The sequence below is a fragment of the Pseudomonas sp. 1D4 genome, assembly GCF_001728925.1.
Lineage (GTDB): Bacteria > Pseudomonadota > Gammaproteobacteria > Pseudomonadales > Pseudomonadaceae > Metapseudomonas > Metapseudomonas otitidis.
In genome coordinates, this window is the sequence record NZ_LXJQ01000005.1 from 112,614 (window position 1) to 136,826 (window position 24,213).

General features: G+C 69.5%; 24 protein-coding genes and 1 riboswitch. Of the genes, 4 read left to right on the forward strand and 20 right to left on the reverse strand.

Annotation, left to right across the window (positions count from 1 at the left end; genetic code table 11):
- Positions 1 to 47 precede the first annotated feature (47 nt).
- The 3 genes from A7D27_RS04295 to A7D27_RS04300 all read right to left on the reverse strand — a co-directional run bounded on the left by A7D27_RS04295 (position 48) and on the right by A7D27_RS04300 (position 1,977).
- Complete coding sequence (locus A7D27_RS04295; RefSeq protein WP_069564172.1) at positions 48 to 596, reverse strand: glutathione peroxidase; 549 nt, start codon at positions 594 to 596, stop codon at positions 48 to 50.
- Between the two features lie 71 nt (positions 597 to 667).
- Entirely contained in the window at positions 668 to 790 is a 123-nt protein-coding gene (locus A7D27_RS28610) for a hypothetical protein (protein WP_256548247.1), read from the reverse strand.
- Positions 787 to 1,977, reverse strand: coding sequence for an MFS transporter (locus A7D27_RS04300; RefSeq protein WP_139134048.1), 1,191 nt, complete (start codon positions 1,975 to 1,977; stop codon positions 787 to 789). Before A7D27_RS04300 ends, A7D27_RS28610 begins: the two co-directional genes overlap by 4 nt.
- Before the next feature lie 263 nt (positions 1,978 to 2,240).
- Here A7D27_RS04300 and A7D27_RS04305 point away from each other — a divergent pair, with 263 nt between their 5' ends.
- Together A7D27_RS04305 and sph are read left to right on the forward strand one after the other, a co-directional pair.
- Entirely contained in the window at positions 2,241 to 4,061 is a 1,821-nt protein-coding gene (locus A7D27_RS04305) for an acyl-CoA dehydrogenase C-terminal domain-containing protein (protein WP_069564174.1), read from the forward strand.
- A gap of 186 nt (positions 4,062 to 4,247) precedes the next feature.
- Positions 4,248 to 5,792, forward strand: a complete 1,545-nt coding sequence (gene sph, locus A7D27_RS04310) for a sphingomyelin phosphodiesterase (protein WP_069564175.1) — start codon at positions 4,248 to 4,250, stop codon at positions 5,790 to 5,792.
- A 34-nt stretch (positions 5,793 to 5,826) separates the two neighbouring features.
- On the opposite strand, the gene A7D27_RS04315 is transcribed toward sph, so the two are convergent.
- The 15 genes from A7D27_RS04315 to ung all read right to left on the reverse strand — a co-directional run bounded on the left by A7D27_RS04315 (position 5,827) and on the right by ung (position 20,567).
- Complete coding sequence (locus tag A7D27_RS04315) at positions 5,827 to 6,558, reverse strand: adenosylcobinamide-GDP ribazoletransferase (protein WP_069564176.1); 732 nt, start codon at positions 6,556 to 6,558, stop codon at positions 5,827 to 5,829.
- Entirely contained in the window at positions 6,555 to 7,100 is a 546-nt protein-coding gene (gene cobC, locus A7D27_RS04320) for an alpha-ribazole phosphatase family protein (protein ID WP_069564177.1), read from the reverse strand. Before cobC ends, A7D27_RS04315 begins: the two co-directional genes overlap by 4 nt.
- Complete coding sequence (locus A7D27_RS04325; RefSeq protein ID WP_069564178.1) at positions 7,097 to 8,299, reverse strand: nicotinate-nucleotide--dimethylbenzimidazole phosphoribosyltransferase; 1,203 nt, start codon at positions 8,297 to 8,299, stop codon at positions 7,097 to 7,099. The genes cobC and A7D27_RS04325 overlap by 4 nt, the downstream gene beginning before the upstream one ends.
- The gene (cobU, locus tag A7D27_RS04330; RefSeq protein WP_069564179.1) at positions 8,299 to 8,817 is read right to left on the reverse strand and encodes a bifunctional adenosylcobinamide kinase/adenosylcobinamide-phosphate guanylyltransferase; all 519 of its coding nucleotides are present in this window, start codon (positions 8,815 to 8,817) and stop codon (positions 8,299 to 8,301) included. The genes A7D27_RS04325 and cobU overlap by 1 nt, the downstream gene beginning before the upstream one ends.
- The gene (locus A7D27_RS04335; protein ID WP_069564180.1) at positions 8,810 to 10,276 is read right to left on the reverse strand and encodes a cobyric acid synthase; all 1,467 of its coding nucleotides are present in this window, start codon (positions 10,274 to 10,276) and stop codon (positions 8,810 to 8,812) included. Before A7D27_RS04335 ends, cobU begins: the two co-directional genes overlap by 8 nt.
- Positions 10,273 to 11,265, reverse strand: a complete 993-nt coding sequence (gene cobD, locus A7D27_RS04340) for a threonine-phosphate decarboxylase CobD (RefSeq protein ID WP_069564181.1) — start codon at positions 11,263 to 11,265, stop codon at positions 10,273 to 10,275. Before cobD ends, A7D27_RS04335 begins: the two co-directional genes overlap by 4 nt.
- Entirely contained in the window at positions 11,258 to 12,166 is a 909-nt protein-coding gene (gene cbiB / locus A7D27_RS04345) for an adenosylcobinamide-phosphate synthase CbiB (RefSeq protein ID WP_069564182.1), read from the reverse strand. The genes cobD and cbiB overlap by 8 nt, the downstream gene beginning before the upstream one ends.
- Positions 12,163 to 12,813 (reverse strand): 5,6-dimethylbenzimidazole synthase, encoded by a 651-nt coding sequence (gene bluB / locus A7D27_RS04350; RefSeq protein WP_069559714.1) that lies wholly within the window; start codon positions 12,811 to 12,813, stop codon positions 12,163 to 12,165. Before bluB ends, cbiB begins: the two co-directional genes overlap by 4 nt.
- Positions 12,810 to 14,099 (reverse strand): cobyrinate a,c-diamide synthase, encoded by a 1,290-nt coding sequence (locus tag A7D27_RS04355; protein WP_083265517.1) that lies wholly within the window; start codon positions 14,097 to 14,099, stop codon positions 12,810 to 12,812. The genes bluB and A7D27_RS04355 overlap by 4 nt, the downstream gene beginning before the upstream one ends.
- A complete protein-coding gene (gene cobO, locus A7D27_RS04360; protein WP_069564184.1) occupies positions 14,099 to 14,710 on the reverse strand; it encodes a cob(I)yrinic acid a,c-diamide adenosyltransferase in 612 nt (203 codons plus the stop codon). The genes A7D27_RS04355 and cobO overlap by 1 nt, the downstream gene beginning before the upstream one ends.
- Before the next feature lie 100 nt (positions 14,711 to 14,810).
- Complete coding sequence (gene btuB, locus A7D27_RS04365) at positions 14,811 to 16,643, reverse strand: TonB-dependent vitamin B12 receptor (protein ID WP_139134049.1); 1,833 nt, start codon at positions 16,641 to 16,643, stop codon at positions 14,811 to 14,813.
- A 90-nt stretch (positions 16,644 to 16,733) separates the two neighbouring features.
- A riboswitch (cobalamin riboswitch) is annotated at positions 16,734 to 16,947 on the reverse strand.
- A gap of 66 nt (positions 16,948 to 17,013) precedes the next feature.
- A complete protein-coding gene (locus A7D27_RS04370) occupies positions 17,014 to 18,378 on the reverse strand; it encodes an ATP-binding protein (RefSeq protein ID WP_069564186.1) in 1,365 nt (454 codons plus the stop codon).
- On the reverse strand, positions 18,375 to 19,052 hold the full coding sequence (locus tag A7D27_RS04375; RefSeq protein ID WP_069559719.1) for a response regulator: 678 nt from the start codon (positions 19,050 to 19,052) through the stop codon (positions 18,375 to 18,377). Before A7D27_RS04375 ends, A7D27_RS04370 begins: the two co-directional genes overlap by 4 nt.
- Before the next feature lie 54 nt (positions 19,053 to 19,106).
- Positions 19,107 to 19,712 (reverse strand): outer membrane protein, encoded by a 606-nt coding sequence (locus tag A7D27_RS04380; RefSeq protein ID WP_069564187.1) that lies wholly within the window; start codon positions 19,710 to 19,712, stop codon positions 19,107 to 19,109.
- A gap of 159 nt (positions 19,713 to 19,871) precedes the next feature.
- Positions 19,872 to 20,567 (reverse strand): uracil-DNA glycosylase, encoded by a 696-nt coding sequence (gene ung / locus A7D27_RS04385; RefSeq protein WP_069564188.1) that lies wholly within the window; start codon positions 20,565 to 20,567, stop codon positions 19,872 to 19,874.
- Positions 20,568 to 20,688: 121 nt separating this feature from the next.
- Between ung and A7D27_RS04390 the strand changes: the two genes are divergently transcribed.
- Positions 20,689 to 21,540: an HDOD domain-containing protein gene (locus A7D27_RS04390; RefSeq protein WP_069559722.1), complete on the forward strand. Its 852-nt coding sequence runs from the start codon at positions 20,689 to 20,691 to the stop codon at positions 21,538 to 21,540.
- Between the two features lie 6 nt (positions 21,541 to 21,546).
- Here the strand turns inward: A7D27_RS04390 and A7D27_RS04395 are convergent, their stop codons facing one another.
- Positions 21,547 to 22,500, reverse strand: a complete 954-nt coding sequence (locus A7D27_RS04395) for a DMT family transporter (RefSeq protein ID WP_069559723.1) — start codon at positions 22,498 to 22,500, stop codon at positions 21,547 to 21,549.
- 214 nt (positions 22,501 to 22,714) lie between these two features.
- Here A7D27_RS04395 and A7D27_RS04400 point away from each other — a divergent pair, with 214 nt between their 5' ends.
- Positions 22,715 to 22,921, forward strand: coding sequence for a DUF6316 family protein (locus tag A7D27_RS04400; RefSeq protein ID WP_069559724.1), 207 nt, complete (start codon positions 22,715 to 22,717; stop codon positions 22,919 to 22,921).
- Between the two features lie 76 nt (positions 22,922 to 22,997).
- Here A7D27_RS04400 and A7D27_RS04405 read toward each other — a convergent pair whose 3' ends face one another.
- A complete protein-coding gene (locus A7D27_RS04405; protein WP_069559725.1) occupies positions 22,998 to 24,182 on the reverse strand; it encodes a thiolase family protein in 1,185 nt (394 codons plus the stop codon).
- Positions 24,183 to 24,213: the final 31 nt, after the last annotated feature.

Sequence of the window (24,213 nt, forward strand, 5' to 3'; positions counted from 1 at the left end):
CTGAAACAAACTCCCGGCTGATCAGCCTTTTCGCCCCCCTCGCCGGGTCAGGGCTTGCTGTCCAGCGCCTGGCGGATGGCCTTCTGCAGGTCCTCGTCATCCGGGCTGGTGAGGCTGGAAAAATGCGCCACCACCTGGCCCTGGCGATCCACCACGTACTTGTAGAAGTTCCAGCGCGGCGCCTGGCCGGACTGCTCGATCAGTTCGCGGTAGAGCGGCGTCGCATCGTCACCGGTCACGTGCTGCGGCTCGGTCATGGTGAAGGTCACGCCGTAGTTCACGTAGCAGACCTTCGCGGTCTCCTCCACATTGGCCGCCTCCTGCTTGAAGTCATCCGAAGGCACGCCCAGCACCTCGAAGCCCTCGGCCCTGTAGCGCTGGTACAACGCCTCCAGCCCTTTGAACTGCGGGGTGAAGCCGCAGTGGCTGGCGGTGTTGACGATCAGCAGCGGCTTGCCGGCAAAGCGCTCGCACAGGTCCACCGTCGCCTTGGCCCGCAACTGCGGCAGGCTGTGCTGCAACAGCGGTGGGCACTCCGCCGCCACGGCGGGCAGGGCGAACAGGGCGAGCAGGGGCACGGCGAACAGGCGTTTCATGGCAGGCATCCTCGGGCACGCGGCGGGTCAAGCGGTGGAGCAAGGCTAGCGCCGGGCCCGTCAGCCGGCAATCAGCACAGGCTCATGTTCAATTGCAGCAGCGCCAGGCCGCCGCGCTGCCACCCCCACCAGGCCAGCGCGGTCAGGCCCAGCATCAGCGCAGCCCCGGCGGCCAGCGCCAGCCGCGCCTTCACAGCGCCACCTGCAGGCGCGCCACCGGCTGCTCGCGGATCGGCCAGTTCAGCGCGGCCGCCATAAGGCTGAGCAGGATGGAGATCTGCCACACCACCTCGTAGCTGCCGGAGTGGTCGTACAGGTAGCCACCCAGCCAGCCACCGAGGAAGGCCCCGAGCTGGTGAAAGAGGAACACGATGCCGCCCAGCATCGACAGGTTGCGCACCCCGAACAGGGTCGCCACCGTGCCGTTGGTCAGCGGCACCGTAGACAGCCACAACAGCCCCATCGCCATGCCGAAGGCATAGGCGCTCCACACCGACAGCGGCATATAGAGGAAGGTCAGGATCACCACCGCCCGCAGCAGGTACAGCACGGTCAGCAGCCGAGGCTTGGCCAGGCGCCCGCCCAGCCAGCCGGCGATGTAGGTGCCGAACACATTGAACAGCCCCACCAGCGCCAGCACCGTCGTGCCCACGGTCGCCGGCAGGTGCTGGTCCACCAGGTAGGCCGGCAAGTGAACGCCGATGAACACCACCTGGAACCCGCAGACGAAGAAGCCCAGCGACAACAGCCAGAACCCGCGATGCACCGCCGCTTCGCGCAGCGCCTCGGCCAGACTCTGCTCCGGCCCCTTGCAGGGCAACGGACGGTCCTTGAGCATCCCCGCCAGCGGCACGATCAACGCCACCAGCAGCCCCAGCGCCAGCAGCGCCGACGACCAGCCCAGCCAACTGATCAACCCCTGGGAGCCCGGCAGCATGGCGAACTGGCCGAACGAACCGGCTGCCGCCGCAATGCCCATGGCCATGCTGCGCTGCTCCACCGGCACCGCCCGCCCGACCACCCCGAGGATCACCGAGAACGACGTCCCCGACAGCCCGATGCCGATCAGCAGCCCCGCACTGGCCGAGAGCTGCAGCGGCGAATGGGACAGGCTCATCAGCACCAGCCCCAGCGCATAGAGCACACCGCCCACCAGCACCGCCCGCGTCGCACCGAAGCGGTCGGCCAGGGCCCCGGTGAAGGGTTGCGACAGGCCCCAGATCAGGTTCTGCAGCGCGATGGCAAAGGCAAACACCTCCCGCCCCCAGCCGAACTCCCCGCTCATCGGGGCCAGGAACAGGCCGAAGCCGTGGCGGATGCCCAGTGACAGCGCCAGGATCAACGACGCCCCCAGCAACACCCAGCCACTCGTGCGCCACATCGAACTCATCGCGTGCATCCTCACTTTCCGGCCCGGCGGCGACATGCCGCGCCTACAGCCGCCGCCAACCGGGGCGCCCGACAGCGAACGGACAAGGGAGAGCTGTATAGGGCTCGTCTCGGGCCCGGTCAATGGCCGTATCGCCCGCCCGTGCACCGGGCGATTGTCCCAAGTGCCAGACGCCCCCGTTCCCGCTGCCAAGGCCGCCGTGACCGGTGCGCCGTATAACTCGGCGCGACTGCCACCTGCCTGCCGAGGTCCCGATGCCCAGCTACAAGGCGCCCCTGCGCGACACCCGCTTCCTGCTCAACGAAGTCTTCGACTTCCCTGCCCACTACCGCAGCCTCGCCAACGGCCAGGACGCCACCCCCGACATGGTCGACGCCATCCTCGGCGAGTGCGCGAAGCTCTGCGAGGAAGTCATCGCCCCGCTCTACCACAGCGGCGACGAGGAAGGCTGCCACCTGGAGAACGGCGAAGTGCGCACGCCCAAGGGCTACAAGGAGGCCTACGACGCCTACGTCGCCGGCGGCTGGCAAGGCCTCTCCCACCCCGTCGAGTACGGCGGCCAGGGCCTGCCCATGAGCCTCGGCGCCCTCAAGCAGGAGATGCTCGGCACCGCCAACTGGCCCTTCTCCATGTACCCCGGCCTCTCCCTCGGCGCCATGAACACCCTCATGCAGCACGGCACCGAGGAGCAGAAACGCACCTACCTCACCCCCCTCACCGAAGGCCGTTGGGCCGGCACCATGTGCCTCACCGAGCCCCAGTGCGGCACCGACCTGGGCCAGGTGAAGACCCGTGCCGACGCCAACGCCGACGGTAGCTACGCCCTCACCGGCACCAAGATATTCATCTCCTCCGGGGACCACGACCTCACCGAGAACATCATCCACATCGTCCTCGCCCGCCTGCCCGACGCCCCCAAGGGCACCCGTGGCATCTCCCTGTTCATCGTGCCCAAGTTCCTCCCCGGCGCCGACGGCGGCCTCGGCCCGCGCAACGGCGTCAACTGCGGCGCGCTGGAGAAGAAGATGGGCATCAAGGCCTCGGCCACCTGCGTGATGAACTTCGACGGCGCCACCGGCTACCTCATCGGCCCACCGAACAAGGGCCTGGAATGCATGTTCACCTTCATGAACAGCGCCCGCATCGGCACCGCCATCCAGGGCGTCGCCACCGCCGAGCTGGCCTACCAGGGCGCCCTCGCCTACGCCCGCGAACGCCGCTCCATGCGCGCCCTCTCCGGCACCAAGGAACCGGGCGAGGTGGCCGACGTGCTGATGCACCACGGTGACGTGCGGCGCATGCTGCTGACCCAGAAGGCCATCGCCGAAGGCGGTCGCGCGCTGGTCTACCTCGCCACCCAGTACGCCGACCGCATGATCGAAGGCATCCTGCAGAACGACACCGGCCAGTACGAACACTGGGACGACAAACTCGGCTTCCTCACCCCCATCCTCAAGGGCTGCCTCACCGAACTGGGCCTGGAGAGCGCCAACCTCGGCATGCAGGTGTTCGGCGGCCACGGCTACATCCGCGAGCACGGCATGGAGCAGATCGTCCGCGACGCCCGCATCGCCACCCTCTACGAAGGCACCACCGGCATCCAGGCCCTCGACCTGCTCGGCCGCAAGGTGCTGCTGATGACCCAGGGCAAGGCCGTGCGCGACTTCACCGGGCAGATGGCCCGCTTCGCCGTCGACCTGATCAGGCAGGAGCCCGCCATGCGCGGCCGCGCCCTGACCCTGCTCAAGCTCGCCGGGCAGTGGAACGTCCTGACCCTGCGCATCGCCCTGCGCGCCCGCAAGGACCGCGACCTGGTGGGCACCGCCAGCCACGACTTCCTCATGTACGCCGGCTACGCCGCCCTCGCCTACGCCTGGGCCCTGCAGGAGGCCGCCGCCCGCCGCCACCTGCGTGAAGGCGGCAGCGAGTCCGAGGACTTCTACCGCGCCAAGCTGGCCACCAGCGACTTCTACTTCGACCGCCTGCTGCCCCGCGCCAAGGGCCACGCCGCCGCCATGACCAGGCCCACCGCCTCGGTCATGGGCCTGCCGGGGGAGCACTTCGTCTTCGACTGAGCCCCATCCCGGGCCTCCCAGGGAGGCCCGGGACTGGCACGCCCAGGGCTAAAGCAGACCCATGGAAATGTCGCCGTCATAGACCTGATGTTTCCTACAGCCGAACCCCTGGATAGGGGCGCCGCCGCTCTGCCCACCAGTGGTAGCGTCGCGCCGCCCTGAACCCTCCCCAACACGGACACACCGATGACCAGCTCCCGAATCACCTGGGCGATGCTCGCCCTGCTCGCCACCCCGGCCCTTGCCACACCCGATCCGCGCCCCGACGCCTACAACCTGCTCACCCACAACGCCTTCTTCCTCACGCCGCTGCCGTTCAAGTTCAGCTGGAGCAACCAGGAGCGCGCCCGGCTGATGACCCGCGCCGACTACCTGGAAGACCGCGACCTGGTGATCTTCAACGAACTGTTCGACAACGCCGCCTCCGACATCCTGCTGAGCGGCCTCAAGGACCGCTACCCGCACCAGACGCCCGTACTCGGCCGGTCCACTGCCGGCTGGGACGCCACCACCGGCAACCCCGCTGCCAGCCTCGACGACGGCGGCGTCGCCATCGTCAGCCGCTGGCCCATCGTGCGCAGGGTCCAATACCTCTACAGCGATGCCTGTGGCGCCGACAGGCTGGCCAACAAGGGCTTCGTCTACGTCAAGGTGCAGCGTGGCGAGCGCCCCTTCCACGTCATCGCCACCCACACCCAGGCTGCCGACAGCGTCTGCCCGGACGGCGGCCGTGCCGTGCGGGAGAGCCAGTTCAGGGAAATGCGCGCCTTCATCGACCGCGAGAACATCCCCGCCAGCGAAGTGCTGTTCATCGGTGGCGACCTCAACGTCATCCGCGGCAGCGACGAATACCCGCACATGCTGGCCCAACTGGACCTGCGCGAACCCGACAGCTACGCCGGCGCCTCCGCCACCTTCGACACCCGGCGCAATGGCGTCACCGGCTACCAGTACCCCTACAAGGACAACGGCCCCGGCCAGGCGCCCGGCAACCCGCCGGAGTACCTCGACTACATCCTGGTTTCCAACCGCCATGGCCAGGTGTCCTACTGGCACAACCAGGCGCTGGACATCCCCTCCCCGCGCTGGAGCGCCAGCGACGGCGTCAACACCTGGTACTACCAGGACTACTCCGACCACTACCCGGTGGCCGCCTTCACCTACGCCAACCCGCAGCGCACACCGCAGCAGGCCTACAAGCCCACCGACAACCGCTACGCCCGCGTGGTGCTGCGCAGCCTGGACAACGGCAACGCCCTGCGCACCGGAGCAAAGGCCACCCACTGGGTCACCGTCACCGGCAACGGCCGCGACGACGCCAGCACCTTCAGCCTCAATGCCTGGGACCACTTCGCCAGCTTCTGCGTGCGCAACGGCGACTACGTCACCCTGGAGTCCCGCGCCTACCCCGGCCACTTCCTCACCTGGTACGCCCACGGTGCCGGCAAGTGGGGCTACTACCCCGCTGCTGGCAATCCCTCGCGGCACCTGCGTGTGCAGATCGACAATGACCAGGGGCAATGCCTGAAGGACGGCGACCAGGTGGCCTTCATCGACTACAGCGGGCAACGCCCCCTGCCCGGCCACGACTACTACCTGAAGATCTGGCCCGACGGCGCCTGGAAGGACCACCTGTTCCTCTGGGGCAACGCCCAGGACGGCAGCCGCTTCCGTGTGGAAGTAGCCCCCACCGCCGTCTACGAGGACTGGCGCAGCAAGTTGCGCTTCTGAACCGGGACGCACCGGGGCCGCGCGGCCCCGGTGCTCAACCCAGCAGCGCTACCGCCACCAGTACCCCCACCTCCACCAGCTCCACCAACGCTCCGGCGGTGTCACCGGTGGTGCCGCCCAACCGACGCATCAGGCCGCGCCGCCACCCAGCGAACACCGCCAGGGCCGCCAGCAGCGACACCAGCGCCACCCAGCCGAACACCAGCCCCAGCAGCGCATGAGCGCCCAGCACCCAGGGCAGCGCCTGGCGCGGCAGGTGCTCGGCCAGGGCCTGGCCCAGGCCGCCCGGGCGCACATAGGGCGTGGTCATGAACAGCAACGGCAGCAGGCCGCGCGCCAGCCAGGGCGCCAGCAGCAGCGCAGCGATGGGGCCCTGCTCCAGCAGCGCCACCAGCGCGGCGAACTTCAGCAGCAACACCAGCACCAGCACCACCACCGCGATGGGGCCGCTGCGTGGGTCCTTCATGATCGCCAGGGTGCGCTCGCGGTCGCCGTAGCCGCCGACCCAGGCATCCGCCGTATCGGCCAGGCCATCCAAGTGCAGGCCACCGCTCAGGGCCGCCCAGGCGGCCAGCAGCAGCGCCGCCTTGAGCAGCAGCGCGGTATCCCCCAGCAGCCACTCCAGGCCCAGCAGCAACAGGCCGAGCAGCGCGCCCACCAGCGGGTAGAACAGCAGCGAGCGGCCGACCTGCTGCGGCTCGGGCATACCCGGCAGGCGCACCGGCAGGCGGGTGAGGAACTGCAAGGCGATCAGCAACGGCGTCATGGCAGCACGATCCGTTGCAGCGAGGCGTGGGGCACCTCGACGCTCATCAGTTGCTGCCGAGGCAGGCCACGGGCCAGCGCCAGCAACAGGCGGATCACCCCGCCATGGCTGACCACCAGCACCGGCCCATCATCGCCCTCCAGCAGCCGCTGGCGGGCCGCCAGCACCCGTGCCTCGAAGGCCTCCAGCGGCTCGCCGTTGGGCGGGGTGAAGGCATAGGGATCGTTCCAGAAGGCACCGAGCCCGTCGGCGTCGGTCTCCATCAGCTCGGCCGCGCTGCGCCCTTCCCAGTCGCCGAAGTGCAGCTCGCGCAAGGCCTCGTCGAAGGCCAGGGGCAGCGCCAGCCGCTCCGCCAGATCACGGGCGAAGGCGGCGCAGCGCTGCAGCGGCGAGCTGACGATCCGCGTCCAGGGCCCGGCGCCTTCCACGGCCGCCCGCATCTGTGCCCAGCCGGTGGCGGTCAGGGCATCGTCGAGGCTGCCGCGAAAACCGCCCCCGCGCTCCGTCTCGCCATGGCGCAGCAGGTCGATGACCCGGCTCATGCCGGGCGGTCCGAGACGGCCGCTTCGGCGAAGGTGGCCATGCCACCGTGCAGGTCGCAAGCCAGGCGCAGCAGCGGCAAGGCCACCGCCGCACCACTGCCCTCGCCCAGGCGCAGGCCCAGGTCCAGCAGCGGCTCGGCGCCCAGAGCCTGCAGCACCGCCAGGTGGCCCGGCTCGGCGGAGCGGTGGGCGAACAGCAACCAGGGGCGGCACGTGGGGTTGAGGCGCACGGCACACAGCGCGGCAACGCTGCAGATGAAGCCGTCCACCAGCACCGGGATGCCGCGCTGGGCACAGGCCAGGTAGGCGCCCGCCAGGGCCGCCAGTTCAAAACCGCCCAGGCGCCGCAGGGCCTCCAGGGCCCCACTAAAAACTACCTGCGTTGTCATCGCGGCGTTAAAAACAGGCTCAAAATGCTCATTTACCGCTCGTAAACTGCGCTTTTTCGCCTGTTTTTGCCTTGCGCTGACTGCCTCGCCTACGTTTTTAGAGGCGCCCAAAAGCGGGGGCTCGCAGTGAGCCCGGTGCAGCGCCAGGGCCTGGTCGATCACCTGGGCCTTGCGCTGCACGCCAACCGCGTCCAGGCCGGTGCCCGGGCCCGCCAGGGTGGTGGCGGAGGTGCCGGTCAGGGCGGCGGCCAGGGCGCTGGCAGTGGTGGTGTTGCCGATGCCCATCTCGCCGCCCAGGTACAGGTCGGCACCTTCGGCACGGGCACGTTCGGCGCTCTCACGGCCGGCTGTCAGGGCGGCGTGGCACTGGGCCTCGCTCATCGCCGGGCCCTGGGCGAAGTTCGCCGTGCCCGGCCCGAGGTTCAGGTGCAGCACACCGGGCAGCGGCTCGATGGGCACGGCGGTGCCCAGGTCCACCAGCTCCAGCGGTGCGCCCTGGGTGCGGGCCAGCACGCTGATGGCGGCGCCGCCGCGCACGAAGTTGCGCAGCATCTCGCCGGTCACCGCCTGGGGATAGGCCGACACGCCCTCGGCCACCACGCCGTGGTCACCGGCAAACACGGTGAACCAGGGCCGCTCGATGCGCGGGCGCTCGCGGCCCTGCAGGGCCGCCAGGGTCACGGCCACGTCCTCCAGGCGACCCAGGGCGCCACGGGGCTTGGTCAACTGGTCCTGCCGGGTGAGGGCCAGGTCGCGGGCGGAGGCGTCTTCGGGTTGGCAGGCGGCCAGCCACCAGGCGTCGGTGTTCATCAGGAAGCTCCCTTCAACAGCATGGGCAGGCCGGCGACGGTGAAGGTCACGCGGGTGCAACGCTCGGCCAGGGCCTGGTGCAGCCAGCCCGCCTCGTCCACGTAGCGCCGGGTCAGTTCACCCAGGGGCACCACCCCCAGGCCGGTTTCATTGCTCACCAGCAGCACGCGGCCGGGCAGCTCGGCGATGCAGGCCAGCAGCGCATCGCGCTCGGCGGCCAGGCGTGCCTCGTCCTCCAGCATCAGCAGGTTGGTGAGCCAGAGGGTCAGGCAGTCCACCAGCAGGCAGGTGCCGGCACTGGCGTGCTCGCGCAGCACGCGGGCCAGCTCCACGGGCTCCTCCACCAGGCCCCAGTGGTCGGGCCGGCGGGCGCGGTGATGGGCGACGCGGGCGCTCATCTCGCCATCCAGCGGCTGGCTGGTGGCGATGTACACCACCGCCAGGCCGGAGTCGGCCGCCTGTCGTTCGGCCAGGCGGCTCTTGCCCGAACGGGCGCCGCCGAGGATCAGTTCAGCCATGGGCAGGCTCCAGGCCGCAGAGGCGGCGCAGCAGGTCGGTGTCCAGGTGGCGCTCGACCTGATCGGCCAGGCGCTCGATGTCGCGCTCGCGCAGGGCCGGGTAGTCCACGGCCTGCACCTGCTCCAGGCCGGCCCAGCGCAGCAGCGCCTCGCGGGCCTCGGCGCCTTCGAACAGGCCGTGCAGGTAGGTGCCGAGCACCTGGCCGTCCGGGCTCAGGGCCCCATCGCAGCGGCCATCGTCCAACTGAACGACGGGGCGCTCCAGGGCCGAGCCCTGGCTGACCCCGGCGTGGATCTCGTAGCCGCTCACCGGCACGTCGCCCAGGCTCAGGCGGCCGCGCACGTTACGCAGTTGCTTCTCCGGCTCCAGCACGGTGTCCAGTTCCAGCAGGCCGAGGCCCGCGCTCTCCCCCGCCGGGCCTTCCAGGGCATGGGGATCGGCGATGCGCCGGCCGAGCATCTGGTAGCCGCCGCAGATGCCCAGCACCTTGCCGCCGTAGCGCAGGTGACGGGCCAGGGCGCGGTCCCAGCCATGTTCGCGCAGCCGCGCCAGGTCGGCGCGCACGCTCTTGGAGCCGGGGAGGATGACCAGGTCCGCCGGTGGCAGCGGCTGACCCGGTGCGACGAAAGTGAGCTGCACCTGCGGGTGCAGGCGCAGGGGGTCGAAGTCGGTGTGGTTGCTGATGCGCGGCAGCACCGGCACCGCCACCCGCAGCACCTCGCCGGTCTTGTCGGCCTGGCGGCGGTCGATGGCATCCTCGGCCTCCAGGTGGAAGTCGGTGAGGTACGGCAGCACCCCCAGCACTGGCTTGCCGGTGCGCTGCTCCAGCCAGTCGAGGCCGGGTTGCAGCAGGGCGATGTCGCCCCGGAAGCGGTTGATGACGAAGCCCTTCACCCGCGCCTGCTCGCTGTCCGAGAGCAGTTCCAGGGTGCCCACCAGGTGGGCGAAGACGCCGCCCCGGTCGATGTCGGCGATGAGGATCACCGGGCAGTCCACCGCCTCGGCGAAGCCCATGTTGGCGATGTCGTTGGCGCGCAGGTTGATCTCCGCCGGGGAGCCGGCGCCCTCCACCATCACCACCTGGTAGCCCGCCTGCAGACGCTGGTGGGAGGCCAGCACCGCCTGCAGGGCGACCTTCTTGTAGTCGTGGTAGGCCACAGCATTCATCGAGGTGACGGCGCGGCCGTGGATGATCACCTGGGCGCCGGTGTCGCTGTTGGGCTTGAGCAGCACCGGGTTCATGTCGGTGTGCGGCGCCAGCCCGCAGGCCTGGGCCTGCACCGCCTGGGCACGGCCGATCTCGCCGCCGTCGGCGGTCACCGCGCTGTTCAGCGCCATGTTCTGCGGCTTGAACGGCACCACGGCCACGCCCTGGCGCTTGAGCCAGCGGCACAGCGCGGTCACCAGGGTGCTCTTGCCGGCGTCGGAGGTGGTGCCCTGCACCATGAGGGTGGTCATGCGAACTCCTGGTTGAAGCCGGCCAGCGCCTCGTCGAGGCGGCGCCAGCCGGCCGCGTCCGGCGGCAGGCCGAAGCGCAGGCTGGGCGGTGCGGTGAACAGCCGGGTGAGGATGCCCCGCGCCGCCAGGTACTCGTGCAGCACCTTGGCGTGGGGCATGGCCACCCACTGGAACAGCGCGCAGCCGCCGGTGGGCACCAGATCGTGGCCGGCCAGCAGGGCCTCCAGGCGCTGCCCGTCGGCCAGCAGGCGCTCGCGCTGCCGGGCCTGGCCGGCGCGGTCTTCCAGCAGGCTCCGGGCCAGGGCGCGGGCCGGGCCGCTGACGGTCCAGGGGCCGAGCAGTTCGTCCAGTTCGCCCAGCAGCCGCCCCTCGGCCAGCACGAAGCCCAGGCGCAGGCCGGCCAAGCCGAAGAACTTGCCGAAGGAGCGCAGCACGATCAGCCCCGGCAGGTGGCTGGCATTGGCCAGGCTCTGCTCCGGGGTGACGTCCATGAACGCCTCGTCCACCACCAGCCAGCCACCGCGCTCGGCCAGGCGGCCGTGCCAGTCCAGCAGCAGGTCCGGGGTGAAACGCTGCCCGGTGGGGTTGTTGGGGTTGACCACCAGCAGCACGTCGAGGCGATCCACGGCGCGGCGGGCGCCGGCTTCGCTGATCTCTTCGAGGCGGTGGCCTTCACGGCGCCAGGCAGCGGCGTGCTCGGCGTAGCACGGCGAGATGATGCCCACCTGGCTGCGCTTGCGCAGGCGCGGCAGGGCCTGGATCGCGGCCTGGGAGCCGGCCACCGGCAGCAGCCCACAGGCGCCGTAGTAGTCGCGGGCGGCGTCTTCCAGGCCGTCGTCCCGCTCCGGCAGGCGGGCCCAGGCCTGGGCGGGGATCGGCGGCAGGGTCAGGCCGTAGGGGGCGATGCCGGTGGAGAGGTCCAGCCAGTCGCCTTCGGGAATGCGATAGCGCTGCGCGGCCAGGCGCAGCCGTCCGCCATGTTCAAGCAAGGAGCCACCCTCCGACGATCAGTACGGCGACCCAGAGCATCACGCCCTGGCGCACCAGGTCCATGCCGCGCTGGATGTCGACGGCGCAGGCGGGCTCGCCCTCCCCCAGGCGCGGCCGCTCGTGCAGCTCGCCGTGGTAGATCGCCGGCCCGCCCAGTTGCACGCCCAGCGCGCCGGCACCGGCGGCCATCACCGGGCCGGCGTTGGGGCTGTCCCACAGCGGCGCCTGCTGGCGCCAGCAGTGCAGGGCCAGCGCTGTCTTGCCGAGCACGGCGTAGGTCAGCGCCACCAGGCGCGCGGGGATGTAGTTGAGGACGTCGTCGATGCGCGCCGCCGCCCAGCCGAAGCGTTCGAAGCGCGCGTTGCGGTAGCCCCACATGGCGTCGAGGGTGTTGGCCAGGCGGTAGAGCACCACGCCCGGCGCGCCGGCCACGGCGAACCAGAACAGTGCGGCGAACACCGCGTCGCTGCCGTTCTCCAGCACCGATTCGGTGGCGGCGCGGGCCACGGCGCTGTCGTCCAGCTCGCGGGTGTCGCGGCTGACCATGTAGCCGACCCGCTCCCGCGCGCGGGCCAGGTCGCCCTGCTCCAGCGCCTGGGCCACCGGCTCGGCGTGTTCGTTGAGGCTGCGCAGGCCGACGGCGGCATACAGCGCCAGCACGCTGACCACCCAGCCCAGCCCGGGGATATCGGCCAGCAGCCAGACCACCGCCGTCGGCGGCAGCACCGCCAGCAGCCAGGCGCTGACGCCGTGGCTGCGCCAGCCGCGTCCGCCCGGATTGAAACGACGCTCCAGGCGCTCGGCCCAGCGGCCGAACAGCACCAGCGGGTGCCCGCGACGGGGCTCGCCGAACAGGGCGTCCAGCAGCAGTGCGACCAGTGTGGTCAGGCCCAGGCTCATTGCGTGTGTCCCCAATGGTTCTCGAACAGCAGATCACTCAGCGGGCGCGGTTGCGCCCAGCCTTCCAGCGCCAGCATCGGCGCCGGGTAGAAGGCTTCCACCGGGCCCAGGCAGAGCACCGCCAGGGGCTTGCTGCCGGGCGGCATGCCCAGCAGGTCGGCCAGGGCCTGGGGCTCGAACAGCGAGACCCAGCCCATGCCCAGCCCTTCGGCGCGGGCGGCGAGCCAGAGATTCTGAATGGCGCAGGCCAGCGAAGCCATATCCATTTCCGGCAGGGTGCGTCGCCCGAAGACATGGGCTTCGCGCCCGTCCATCAGACCGGCCACCAGCAGCTCGGCGCAGTCGAGGATGCCTTCCACCTTCAGCCGCATGAATTCGTCGGAACGCTCGCCCAGGGCCTCGGCGGTGCGCACCCGCTCCGCCTCCACCAGGCCGTGGATGGCCTCGCGCAGCGCCCGGTCGCGGATGCGGATGAAGCGCCAGGGCTGCATCAGCCCGACGCTGGGCGCCTGGTGGGCGGCCTGCAGCAGCCGCGCCAGCAGCTCGGGCGCCACCTCACCGCCGACGAAGTGACGCATGTCGCGGCGCTCGGCGATGACCCGGTAGATCGCCTCGCGGTCCTCGGGGCGGTAGGCGTGGTCGCTCATGGGCGCAGCAGCTCCGCGGCCGCCCGGGGGTTGGACGGCAGGTAGAAGTGGATGTACGAGGCAGTCAGCCGGCCGATGCGGTACACCGCCTCGGCCACCGGCTTGTCGTTGGGACACAGGCCGCGCACCAGCGGTGCCTCGGGGGACTCCAGCAGCGAGTGGTGGAAGGTGTGCCCGCGCAGGGTGCCTTCCGGCAGCGTGGCTTCCTGCAGGGCCAGGGCGGCCAGGCGCTTCTGCATCACCGCGCGGCCGGGCAGCAGGCCCAGCAGCTCGGCGGACTGGCCGGCGGCATCGGTGAGCGCCTCCAGTAGGTAGAGCATGCCGCCGCACTCGGCGAGGATCGGCTTGCCGGCCTGGTGGTGGGCGCGGATGGCGGCGGCCATGGCCGGGTTGCCGGCCAGTTGCGGCAGGTGCAGCTCCGGGTAGCCACCGGGCAGGTAGAGGCTGTCCACCGTCGGCAGTTCGGCGTCCGTCAGGGGCGAGAAGTACACCAGCTCGGCGCCCAGGCGCTGCAGCAGGTCGAGGTTGCCCTGGTAGAGGAAGGCGAAGGAGGTGTCACGGGCGACGCCGATGCGCACGCCCTCGAGCCAGGGTTCGAGGGGTTCGTCTGCCGGCGCGGCGAAGGCCACGGCGGGCGGCAACGCCACTTCGGCGCTGGCGGCCAGGGCATCGGCGGCGGCGTCCAGGCGGGCGTCCAGGTCGGCCAGCTCCTCGGCCTGCACCAGCCCCAGGTGACGGCTGGGCAGCTCCACCTCGGCGCTGCGCGGCAGGGCGCCGTACCAGCGGATCCAGTCTGGCAGGCTGTCGCGGATCAGGTCGCTGTGGCGCTGGCTGCCGACGCGGTTGCCGAGCACGCCGGCGAACGGCAGGTCCGGCTGGTAGGTGGCCAGGCCCACGGCCAGGGCGCCGAAGGTCTGGGCCATGGCGGCGCCGTTGATCACCCCCAGCACCGGCACGCCGAAGTGCCGCGCCAGGTCGGCGGCGGACGGCGAGCCGTCGAACAGCCCCATCACGCCCTCGATGAGGATCAGGTCCGCCTCTCCTGCCGCTTCCCACAGCAGGCGCCGGCTCTCGGCCTCGCCGATCATCCACAGGTCCAGCTGGTAGACCGGGTGGCCCGACGCACGGGCGAGGATCATCGGGTCGAGGAAGTCCGGCCCGCACTTGAACACCCGCACGCGCCGGCCCTGGCGGGCGTGCAGGCGTGCCAGGGCGGCGGTGACGGTGGTCTTGCCCTGGCCGGAGGCGGGGGCGGCGATGAGCAGTGCGGGGCAGGTGCGGGTCATCAGAACTCCACGCCTTTCTGGGCCTTCACCCCGGCCTTGAAGGCGTGCTTGACCAGGCTCATCTCGGTGACGGTGTCCGCCGCCTCGATCAGCGCGTCGGGCGCGCCCCGGCCGGTGGCGACCACGTGCTGGTGCTCGGGGCGGGACTCGATGTCGCGCAGCACCTCGTCCAGCGCCAGGTAGCCGTGCTTGAGGGCGATGTTCAGCTCGTCAAGCACCACCAGGCCCACCTCGGGGTCGTCCAGCAGTTCACGGGCCACGGCCCAGGCGGCGCGGGCCTTGTCGATGTCGCGCTGGCGGTCCTGGGTGTCCCAGGTGTAGCCCTCGCCCATGACGTGGAAGCTCACCTCTTCGGGGAAACGGCGGAAGAAGGCTTCCTCGCCGGTGGACATGCCGCCCTTGATGAACTGCACCACGCCCACCTTGAAGCCGTGGCCGAGGGCACGGGCGACCATGCCGAAGGCGGAGCTGCTCTTGCCCTTGCCGTTGCCGGTGTGCACCAGCAGCAGGCCGTACTCGTCCTGGGCCTGGGCGATCTTCTCGTCGATCAGGGCTTTCTTGCGCTGCATGCGCGCCTTGTGGCGCTGGTCGCGTTCGGGGGATTCGCTCATGGGAGTCCTCAGTTCGGGGCCGACACGGGCGCCGGCGGAAGATGCGCAGTTTACGCCGGGGGCGGGCTGTTTCGCCGCCCTCGGCCACGATGCTCAGGGGTTACAGGGCCTGGTAGCGAACGCTGAAGTAGACGGCCTGGCCGGGCTGGTTGAAGTCCTTGGCGGTCTCGTAGTCGGCAGCGAAGAGGTTGCTGACCTTGGCTTGCAGGCGCCACTCCTCGCTCAGCCAGTACTCGCCCCGCAGGTCGAGGGTGGCGAAGCCGGCCAGGCGGTCGTCGTTGGCGACGTCGTCGAAACGCCGGCCTTCGGCGTGCAGGGTGGCGCCCAGGCCGATGGCGCCGATGCGCCGGTCCAGGTCCAGGTTGAACACCTGCTGGGCACGACGCGGCAACTGATTGCCGTGGTTGCCGTCGTGGGCGCGGTTGACGCTGTCGAGCAGGGTCAGGTTGGCATTCCAGTCCCAGCCGAGCCAGCGGCTGCCGAGGCTCAGCTCGGCGCCGTCGATGCGCGCCTTGCCGATGTTGTTGGGGCCGCCGAAGGGGCCGGTGCCGGCCTGGGCGTCGTGGACGATGAGGTCGTCGACGTGGGTGCGGAACAGGTTGGCCGACCAGTGCCCCCAGTCGTGCTCGCCGCGCAGCGCCGCCTCGAAGCTTTCAGAGGTCTCGGCCTTGAGCCTGGGGTTGCCGTAGCCGGGGTAGTAAAGCTCGTTGAAAGTGGGGGCCTTGAAGGCGGTGCCATAGCTGAGGCTGAAGCGCAGCGCATCGCTGAGCGCATAACCCCAGGCGGCGCTGCCGGTGTCGTGGCGGCCGAACTGCTGGTTGTTGTCGCGGCGCAGGGCGAGTTGCCAGTCCTGTCGGCCGGTCTCCCCCAGGTACTGGGCGAAGGTGCCGCGGCTGAGGCGCGAGTCGCGGTCGAAGCGGGTGGAGCTGTCCACCTCGTCCTGCTGCCAGTCATGGCCGAGGCTGAGGGTGTGGCCCTCGGTCAGGGTGAGCTCGTTGAGCCAGGAGGCGGTGTTGCGCTGGCTGTCGAAGCGCGAGTCGAACTGCCCGCCGGCCTCGGTGCGCGACAGGTCTTCGCTGCGGCCGGCCTGGAGGGTGATGCCCCAGGGCTCCACCGGGCTGAAACGGGCGCGACCGCCGATGACACGCTGCTCGTTGTCGGCGTTGGCATTGCGGCCGCCGCCGGGGCTGAACGGGGACACCAGGTCCAGGTCGGTGTGGGCCTTGGCTCGCAGGAGGGTGCCGTCCAGTTCCAGGCCGTTGTCGAAGCGGTAGCCGGCGCGCAGGGTGCCGGAGAGGTTGCGGTAGCCGTCGGCGTCGCCCTCGTGGTAGCTGCTGCGCGGGCTGATGGCGTCGATGCCATCGCTGTCCTGGCTGCTGATGCCCAGGCTGTACCAGCCCTGCTCGCCACCGCCGCTGACGCCGGCGCTGCCCTGGTAGCTGTCGTGGGTGCCGTAGCCGGCGGAGAACCAGGGCTTGGCAGTGCCGTCGCCGCTGCCCTGACGGGTGAAGATCTGGATCACCCCGCCGATGGCTTCGGAGCCGTAGAGGCTGGAGCGCGGGCCGCGGACCACTTCGATGCGCTCAATCAGCTCCACCGGCAGGTCCTGGAAGGCGGCCAAGCCGTTGCTGGCCGCACCGATCTTCACCCCGTCCACCAGCACCAGCACGTGGTCGGACTCGGCGCCACGCATGAACAGCGTGGTGTTCTTGCCGGGGCCGCCGTTGTTGCTGAGGGTGACGCCGGGCACCTGGCGCAGCAGCTCGGGCACCGAGCGGGCCTGGCTGCGCTCGATGGCGTCGCGGTCGATGACGGTGGTGGCGGCCAGGCTGGCGCGCACAGGCTGCGAGGTGCGCGTGGCGGTGACGCTCTGCGGCGTCAGTTCGAGGGGCTCGCCATGGGCGGGGAATACGGCGCCAAGGCCGAGCAGCATCCATGTGGCGGATGCCCGGGATACGGGGGACTGCATGTGGGTCTCCGTCGCGCCACCCGCGCGACTCCAGGGATGGACGCATGGCCGTGGCCATGCCCGCTCGCACCGGGCCGGTCTCCGGGCTTGCGAGCGGAACCTGGGGTTCCCTGACCGCGCCTTCCCATGCCTGGGCACAGTGGCTGGATGCGGTGGTTGACTCGCCTACCGTTGCGGGGGCAGCGCCGGATTCTTGATGGAATGGACCGGCTTCCCTGTTTCACCCCGCCGGCCAAAACCGTGGGGCACCTGGTGCAGGCGCGCAGCTTAGTGGCGTGTCTGAGCAGGGTCAATCAGCCGGAGCCCGCGCCGGTCGGGCGGGGTGAGCCAGGGTTCATTGAAGCGGCAGGCGGATGCGGAACTCGGCGCCGCCCAGGGGCGAGTCACCCAGGGCCAGTTCGCCCTCGAAGCTCTCGACGATGTCCAGCACCACGGCGGTGCCGATGCCCTGCCCCGGGTGCTGGGCGTCGGCCCGCTCGCCGCGCTGGAGGATGCGCGCGCGCTGGTCCGCCGGTACGCCGGGGCCGTCGTCCTCGACCACCAGCTCGCAACTGGCCCCGTTCTCCCGGGCGCTGACCCGCACGGTGCCGAGGCACAACCGGTAGGCGTTCTCCAGCAGGTTGCCGAGCATCTCCAGCAGGGCGCCCTGCTCCACGGGCACCTGCAGGGCCGGGTCGAAGTCCCGCAGGACCTTGACCCGCTTGTCGCGGTAGACCTTGTCGAGGGCGTCACAGAGGGTGTCCAGCAACGGGGCGAGCTGCACCCGGTGGCGCACCAGGCCGCTCTTGCGCAGGGTGGCCCGTTGCAACTGGTAGCCGATCTGCTGGCTCATGCGTTCGATCTGGTTGCGCAGCACCCGCGCCGGTTCGGTGTCGCCGGGGCGGGCGGCGATGGTTTCGCTGACGCCCTGCAGCACCGAGAGCGGTGTCTTGAGGCTGTGGGCCAGGTCGTCGAGGGAATGGCGGTAGCGCTCGCGCTGGCGGCGTTCGCTGTCCAGCAGGCGGTTGAGGGACTTGGTCAGGCGCAGCAGTTCGCGGGGGTGGGCGTCGCTCAGGGCGTCACGGGTACCGGACTCCACCTGGTCCAGCTCTTCGCTGAGGCGGCGCAGGCTGCGAAAACCCCAGGTGAGGCCGAACCAGAGCATCACCAGCAGCGCCAGCAGGGCCGTGCCGAGCCAGAAGTAGAGCTGTTGGAGGAAGCCGTCGTGCATCACCTGGTAGTCGCTCATCGGTTGCATGGTGACGATGCTGAAGGCAGCGGCCTGGCCGCGCAGCAGGTCGATCTCGACGTCGTAGACGAAGAAGCGTCGGCCGCGATCGTCGTGGATCTGGGTGAACTCGTGGCCACGCCCGTCGTAGCGCGGCAGGTAGTGGACGCTCTCGTCCTGGGAGGAGCGTGACTGCCAGATCAGCCGGCCTTCACTGTCGTAGATGAAGCCGAGCTGGTGGGCGTCGAGGTTGTCGAACTCCTCGTCGGGGAGCTTGTCGGGCATGTCGAGCTTGCCGTCGACGATGCGGGCGGCGGCGATCAGCGCACTGGCATCAGCCGCGAGGCGCTTCTCGATGGCCTGCTCCATGGCGGTGTCGAACGCTTTGCTGAGCACCGGCAGCAACGCCAGCATGAACAGCACCGCCAGGCCGGCAGCGCCGAGCATCAACCGCAGACGCAGGGAGAACCCCGCCAGGGGGTGTCGCCTCATCGGCAGCGCTCGGTGAACAGGTAGCCCTGGCCGCGCACCGTGTCGATGGGGCGGAAGCCGTTGTCACCCTCGAGCTTGCGCCGCAATCGGCCGACCAGCACTTCGATGACATTGGGGTCGCGCTCGTCGTCGTCCGGGTAGAGCTGCTCCATCAGCCGCTCCTTGGCGACCACCTGCTGATGGTGGCGCATGAGGTATTCGAGGATGCGGTATTCGAAGGCGGTGAGCCCGAGGGACTCGCCATTCATCAGCGCCTGCTTGCGGTTTAGGTCGAGCACCAGCGGGCCGGCCTCGATGGTGGACTGGACGAAGCCGGACGAACGCCGCAGCAGGGCATTGAGGCGGGCCTCCAGCTCTTCGAACTGGAACGGCTTGACCACGTAGTCGTCGGCGCCGGCGGCCAGGCCCTCCACTTTGTCCTGCCAGTTGCCGCGGGCGGTCAGGATGAGGATGGGGAAGGTCTTGTCGCGGCTGCGCAGTTGGCGGATCAGGTCGAGCCCGCTCATGCCGGGCAGTCCCAGGTCCACCACCGCCAGGTCGTGGTGGTACTCCTCGGCGCGGTAGAGCGCCTCCTCGGCATCGGCGACTGCGTCCACCACGTGGCCCTGCTCGCCCAGACGGGTATAGAGGTGGTGGCGCAGCAGCGCCTCATCTTCCACGACCAGCAGTTTCATCGTCTTCTCCATGAGGAGGGCCGGGCAATCGCCCGGCCCTGGTGCAGCACGAGGTTAGAACTTGTAGCTGGCGCCGATGTAGGCCTGGGAGCTGCTGTGCAGGTCCAGGGAGCCCAGCTTGGGGCCACCATGGGGCGCGACTTCGGTGCTGGCGTTGGTGCGCAGGTAACGATAGCCGGCCTCGATGGAGGTGTTCTTGTTCAGCTCCTGGAGGATACCGGCCTGCAGGCCGGCGGCGTAGCCGATGTCGCTGTCGCGACGCAGGCCGGAGCCGTCCTGCTCGAGCTTGACCAGGCCCAGGGTGGCACCTCCGAACAGCTTGGTGTTGTTGTCACCCAGGGGGAGGAACAGGTCGTAGCTGCCGAGCAGGTTCTGCTGGCGCAGCTTGTTGCCGCTGTGGGTGTCGGAGAAGTTTTCGTAGGTCGCGTAGTAGCGGCCCTTGTCATCGGCCTGGCCGGCGCGAATGCCCCAGGTGCCGGTCTTGTGGATGACCTTGTCCAGGCTCGGGTGATCCATGTTGGCGTTCAGCGCCGAGGAGTTCTGGATGTTGTTGTTGGTCTGACCCCAGGTCAGGCCCACGAAGGGCTCGGCGGCGTGGGCGGACAGTGCGGTGAAGCCCAGGGCGGTGGCCAGCGCGAGGGGGGTGATGATCTTTTTCATGAGGGGTATCTCCCTTGTTGACGTGTGTAGGTGTCGAACTCGGGAGCCATGATGCAGGCGGTCCACTGAACCGCCCCTGAACCCTCGCTGAACCTCGGCTGAACAGCCGGACGCTCAGGAAATCAGGCCCGGGGCGGGGGTGAGGCCTTTGGTGACGACTCAGTCCAGCGGAGGGACGCGCCAGTCGATGGGGGCCAGCCCGTGCTGCTCGAGGAACTTGTTGCAACGGCTGAAGTGCCCGTTGCCAAGAAAGCCCCGGTGAGCCGACAGCGGGGAGGGATGCGGCGAGCGCAGGGCCAGGTGCTTCTGGGTGTCGATCAGCCGCTGCTTGCTCTGGGCGTGGGCGCCCCAGAGCAGGAACACCAGGTGCGGCTGGTGCTGGCTGACCACTTCGATCACCCGGTCGGTGAACGGCTGCCAGCCCTGGTTGGCATGGGAGCCGGCCTGGCCGCGCTCGACGGTGAGGGAGGTGTTGAGCAGCAACACGCCCTGCTCGGCCCAGCTCTGCAGGTAGCCGTGGCTGGGCATGTCGAGGTTCAGGTCGCGCTTCAGCTCCTTGTAGATGTTCAGCAACGACGGCGGGATGGCCACCCCCGGCTGCACCGAGAAGCACAGGCCGTGGGCCTGGCCCGGACCGTGGTAAGGGTCCTGGCCGATGATCACCACCTTCACCTGGTCCAGCGGCGTGGAGTTGAGGGCGTTGAAGATCATCGCCCCCGGCGGGTAGATCTCTTTTCCGGCAGCCTTCTCAGTGCGCAGGAAATTTCCCAGCGCGTTCATGTAAGGTTTGTCGAATTCGTCGCGCAGGGCTTCTTTCCAGCCTGCCTCGAGCTTGATCCGATCGCTTTCAGTCATGGTGCATCCCGTCTGCGGCGCCCGTGGCGCATGAGCACGGCCGGCCGGCCGTCCAGTGGTCGGGCACCCTAAGAAATGCCCTCTACTCTTGTCAATCGAGGAGGGAGGAAGGACACAACCCATGGACAACCGCTACGACCGCCTCAAGTTCTCGCTGCTCAGCCACTTCATGAAGGGCGAGGCCAAGGTCCCGCAGATGCCGGAGACCTCGATGCAGTTGCGCAAGCTGCTCTCATCCGAGCACGCCTCCCTGGAGCAGGTGACGCGCCTGCTGCACAGCAACCCGCCGCTGGCGGCGTACCTGATGCAGTTCGCCGCCACCCCGCTGCTGCGCAACCTGCGGCCGGGGGTGAACCTGCAGGAGGTGATCGCCCGCCTTGGCATGCAGCGCCTGAACAACCTGGTGCTCAGCTTCACCCTGCAGAACCTGCTGACCACCAAGGACCCGGTGCTGCAGAAGGTCTTCCGCCATCGCTGGAACACCGCCCTGCTCTGCGCTGCCTACTGCGCCTGCCTGGCCCAGGACTACACCCGCCTTTCTCTGGAAGACGCCATGCTCGCTGGCCTGGTGCAGGACATTGGCAGCCTGCCGCTGCTGGACGAGGCCGACCAGTGGCCGGAAATACCCCGCGAGGAAGTCGTGCTGGAGCAACTGTGCGACCAGCTCTCGGCGGACATCGGCGTGGTGGTGCTGACCGCCTGGAAGCTGCCGCCGGTGCTGGTGGACTGCGCGCGCCACCGCACCCACTGGGATCGCCAGCATGGTGAGCGGGCCGACCTGGCCGACCTGGTGCAGGTGGCCAGCCGCCTCTGCGCCAGCGAACCGGACGACGCCAGCCTGCCGCAACTGCCAGCCTGGCGGCGGGTGCTCAAGGAGCGGGCGGACCAACTGGATGCCGCCACCCTGCGCACCGAACTGGCCAATGGCGTGGCGTTCTGGTTCAAGCTGATGGGCGGCAAGGGCCACGCCTGAGCGGCATCATCCGGCCCGCTGGCGGCGGGCTTTCCAACTGCGCACCAGTGACGGTGCCAGGGCGGTCAGCGCCGAGCCCAGCACCACCAGCACGGCACCGCCGTAGGCCAGCCCGTTGATCTGCTCGGGGTGGACGTGGTCGGGCCACAGGCTGGCAGCGACCGCCACCGAGGCAAAGGTCACCAGCGGGGTGATGGCCAGCGTGGCGCTGACCCGGGACGCCTCCCAATGGGCCAGGGCCTCGGCGAAGGCGCCGTAAGCCACCAGGGTGTTCAGGCAGCAGGCCAGCAGCAGCCAGCCCTGCAAGTGGCTCAGTTGCAGCGCCTCCAGCGGTGAGACCCACGGGGTCAGCAGCAAGGCGCAACCGAGGTAGATCACCATCATCACCTGCATGGAATTCCACACCGTCAGCAGTTGCTTCTGCGCCAGCCCGTAGAAGGTCCAGACGAAGGCCGCGCCAAGGACGATCAGCACGCCGGTGGTGTAGCTGCCCAGGGAGGTGAACAGCTCCTCCAGGCGCTGGTTGAAGAAAAGCCCGAAGCCGCTCACCAGCACCAGCAGGCCCAGGGCCTGGCCGAGGCTGAAGCGCTCCTTGAAGACGAACAGGCTGCCCAGCAACAGCAGGATCGGCGCCACCTGGATCACCAACTGCGTGGTGCCCGGCGTCAACATGCGCAGGCCCATCAGGTAGAGCACGTAGTTGCCCAGCAGCCCGGCGATGGCCAGTGCCACCAGCCAGCCCCCCTTGCGCCCCAGCGGTCGGAACGTCGGCAGGCGGCGCGTGGCCGCCAGGTAGAGGAACAACAGGGAGCCGGAAACCATCAGGCGATACCAGGTCACGGTGACCGGGTCCATCACCTTCAGCACTTCCTTCAGCTTGATGGGCAGGATGCCCCAGAGCACCGCAGTGACGAGGGCGAGAACCAGGCCGAAAAACCAGCGGCCGGATGAGACATGCATGGGAAACCTCAGGGCAGGGCCCGCAGGACGGCGGGTGCGCCATTCTAGGGCGGGCCGACACGAGGAAACAGCTACACCCACCGGCCAGACGACTGGCCAACTGTACCGGTCGGCCAGCCACACCTGTGATCACAACCGTCCATCGCCAGCCCGTGCAGCGCAGCGGCGACGCATTAGACTCCAGGCATCTATACGCCGCTTTCGGAGACCCCGCATGTACGGCCAACGCTCTGAAGACGCCGGCCCCAGCACCCATTACCGCAGCGACCGGATCAGTTCGGTGAACGGCCAGTACTTCTTCGCCACCCGTGAAGGCACCCTGGAAGGCCCCTACTTCACCCGGGCCGATGCCGAGCGGGAGATCACCTCCTACATTCGCCGCATGGTCCAGGCCAAGGAGATGATCGCAAGCCGCGCCTGACGGACCTGCCGCCCTTGAATGGCAAAACCCGCTGAAGTCCCCTCCAGCGGGTTTCGCACATATGGGCCGCTGGAACTCAGCGGACCGCTTCGAACAACCCGGTGGCGCCCATGCCGCCGCCCACGCACATGGTGACGATGCCGTAGCGCTTGCCGCGACGCTGCAGCTCGCGCACCAGGTGGCCGACCTGGCGCGAGCCGGTCATGCCGAAGGGGTGGCCGATGGAGATGGAGCCGCCGTTGACGTTGTACTTCTCGTTGTCGATGCCCAGGCGATCGCGGGCATGGACGCACTGGGAGGCGAAGGCCTCGTTCAGCTCCCACAGGTCGATGTCATCGATGCTCAGGCCACGGGCCTTGAGCAGCTTGGGCACCGAGAACACCGGGCCGATGCCCATTTCGTCCGGCTCGCAGCCGGCCACAGTGAAGCCACGGAAGAAGGCACGGGGCTTGAGGCCCAGCTCGATGGCCTTGTCCAGGCTCATCAGCAGGGTCATGGAGGCGCCGTCGGAGAGTTGGGAGGAGTTGCCGGCGGTGACGCTGCCGTCTTCGGCGAACACCGGCTTGAGGCTGTTCAGGCCCTCCAGGGTGGTGTCGGCGCGGTTGCAGTCGTCCCGGTCCACCACGCCGTCGAGAATCTGCTTCTCGCCGCTGGCCTTGTCCTCCACCGCGTACTTGACGTTCATCGGCACGATCTCGTCGGCGAACAGGCCGTCGGCCTGGGCCCGGGCGGTGCGTTGCTGACTCTGCAGGGCGTAGAGGTCCTGGACCTCGCGGCTGACGTTGTAGCGGCGCGCGACGATCTCGGCGGTCTGGCCCATGGGGTAGTAGATGCCGGGGTGTTCCAGCTTAAGGCGCGGGTTGACGAAGTTGTCCTGGTTGATGCTTTTCAGCGTCAGGGTGATGGACTCCACGCCGCCGGCCACCATCACGTCGCTGCAGCCGGAGGCGATCTGGTTGGCGGCGATGGCGATGGCCTGCAGGCCGGAGGAGCAGTAGCGGTTAAGGGTCATGCCGGCAACGCCGATGCCCAGGCCCGACAGCACGGCCACGTTACGGCCGATGTTGTGGCCCTGCGCGCCTTCGTTGGAGCCGGCGCCGACCACGCAGTCGTCCACCAGCGCCGGGTCCAGGTCGTTGCGTGCCAGCAGCGCGTTCACGCAGTGAGCGGCCATGTCATCGGGCCGGGTCATGTTGAACTTGCCACGGAAGGACTTGGCCAGGCCGGTCCGGACGCTGTCGACTATCACCACTTCACGCATGACGCACCTCTTTCTTGTCGATTGGAGGACG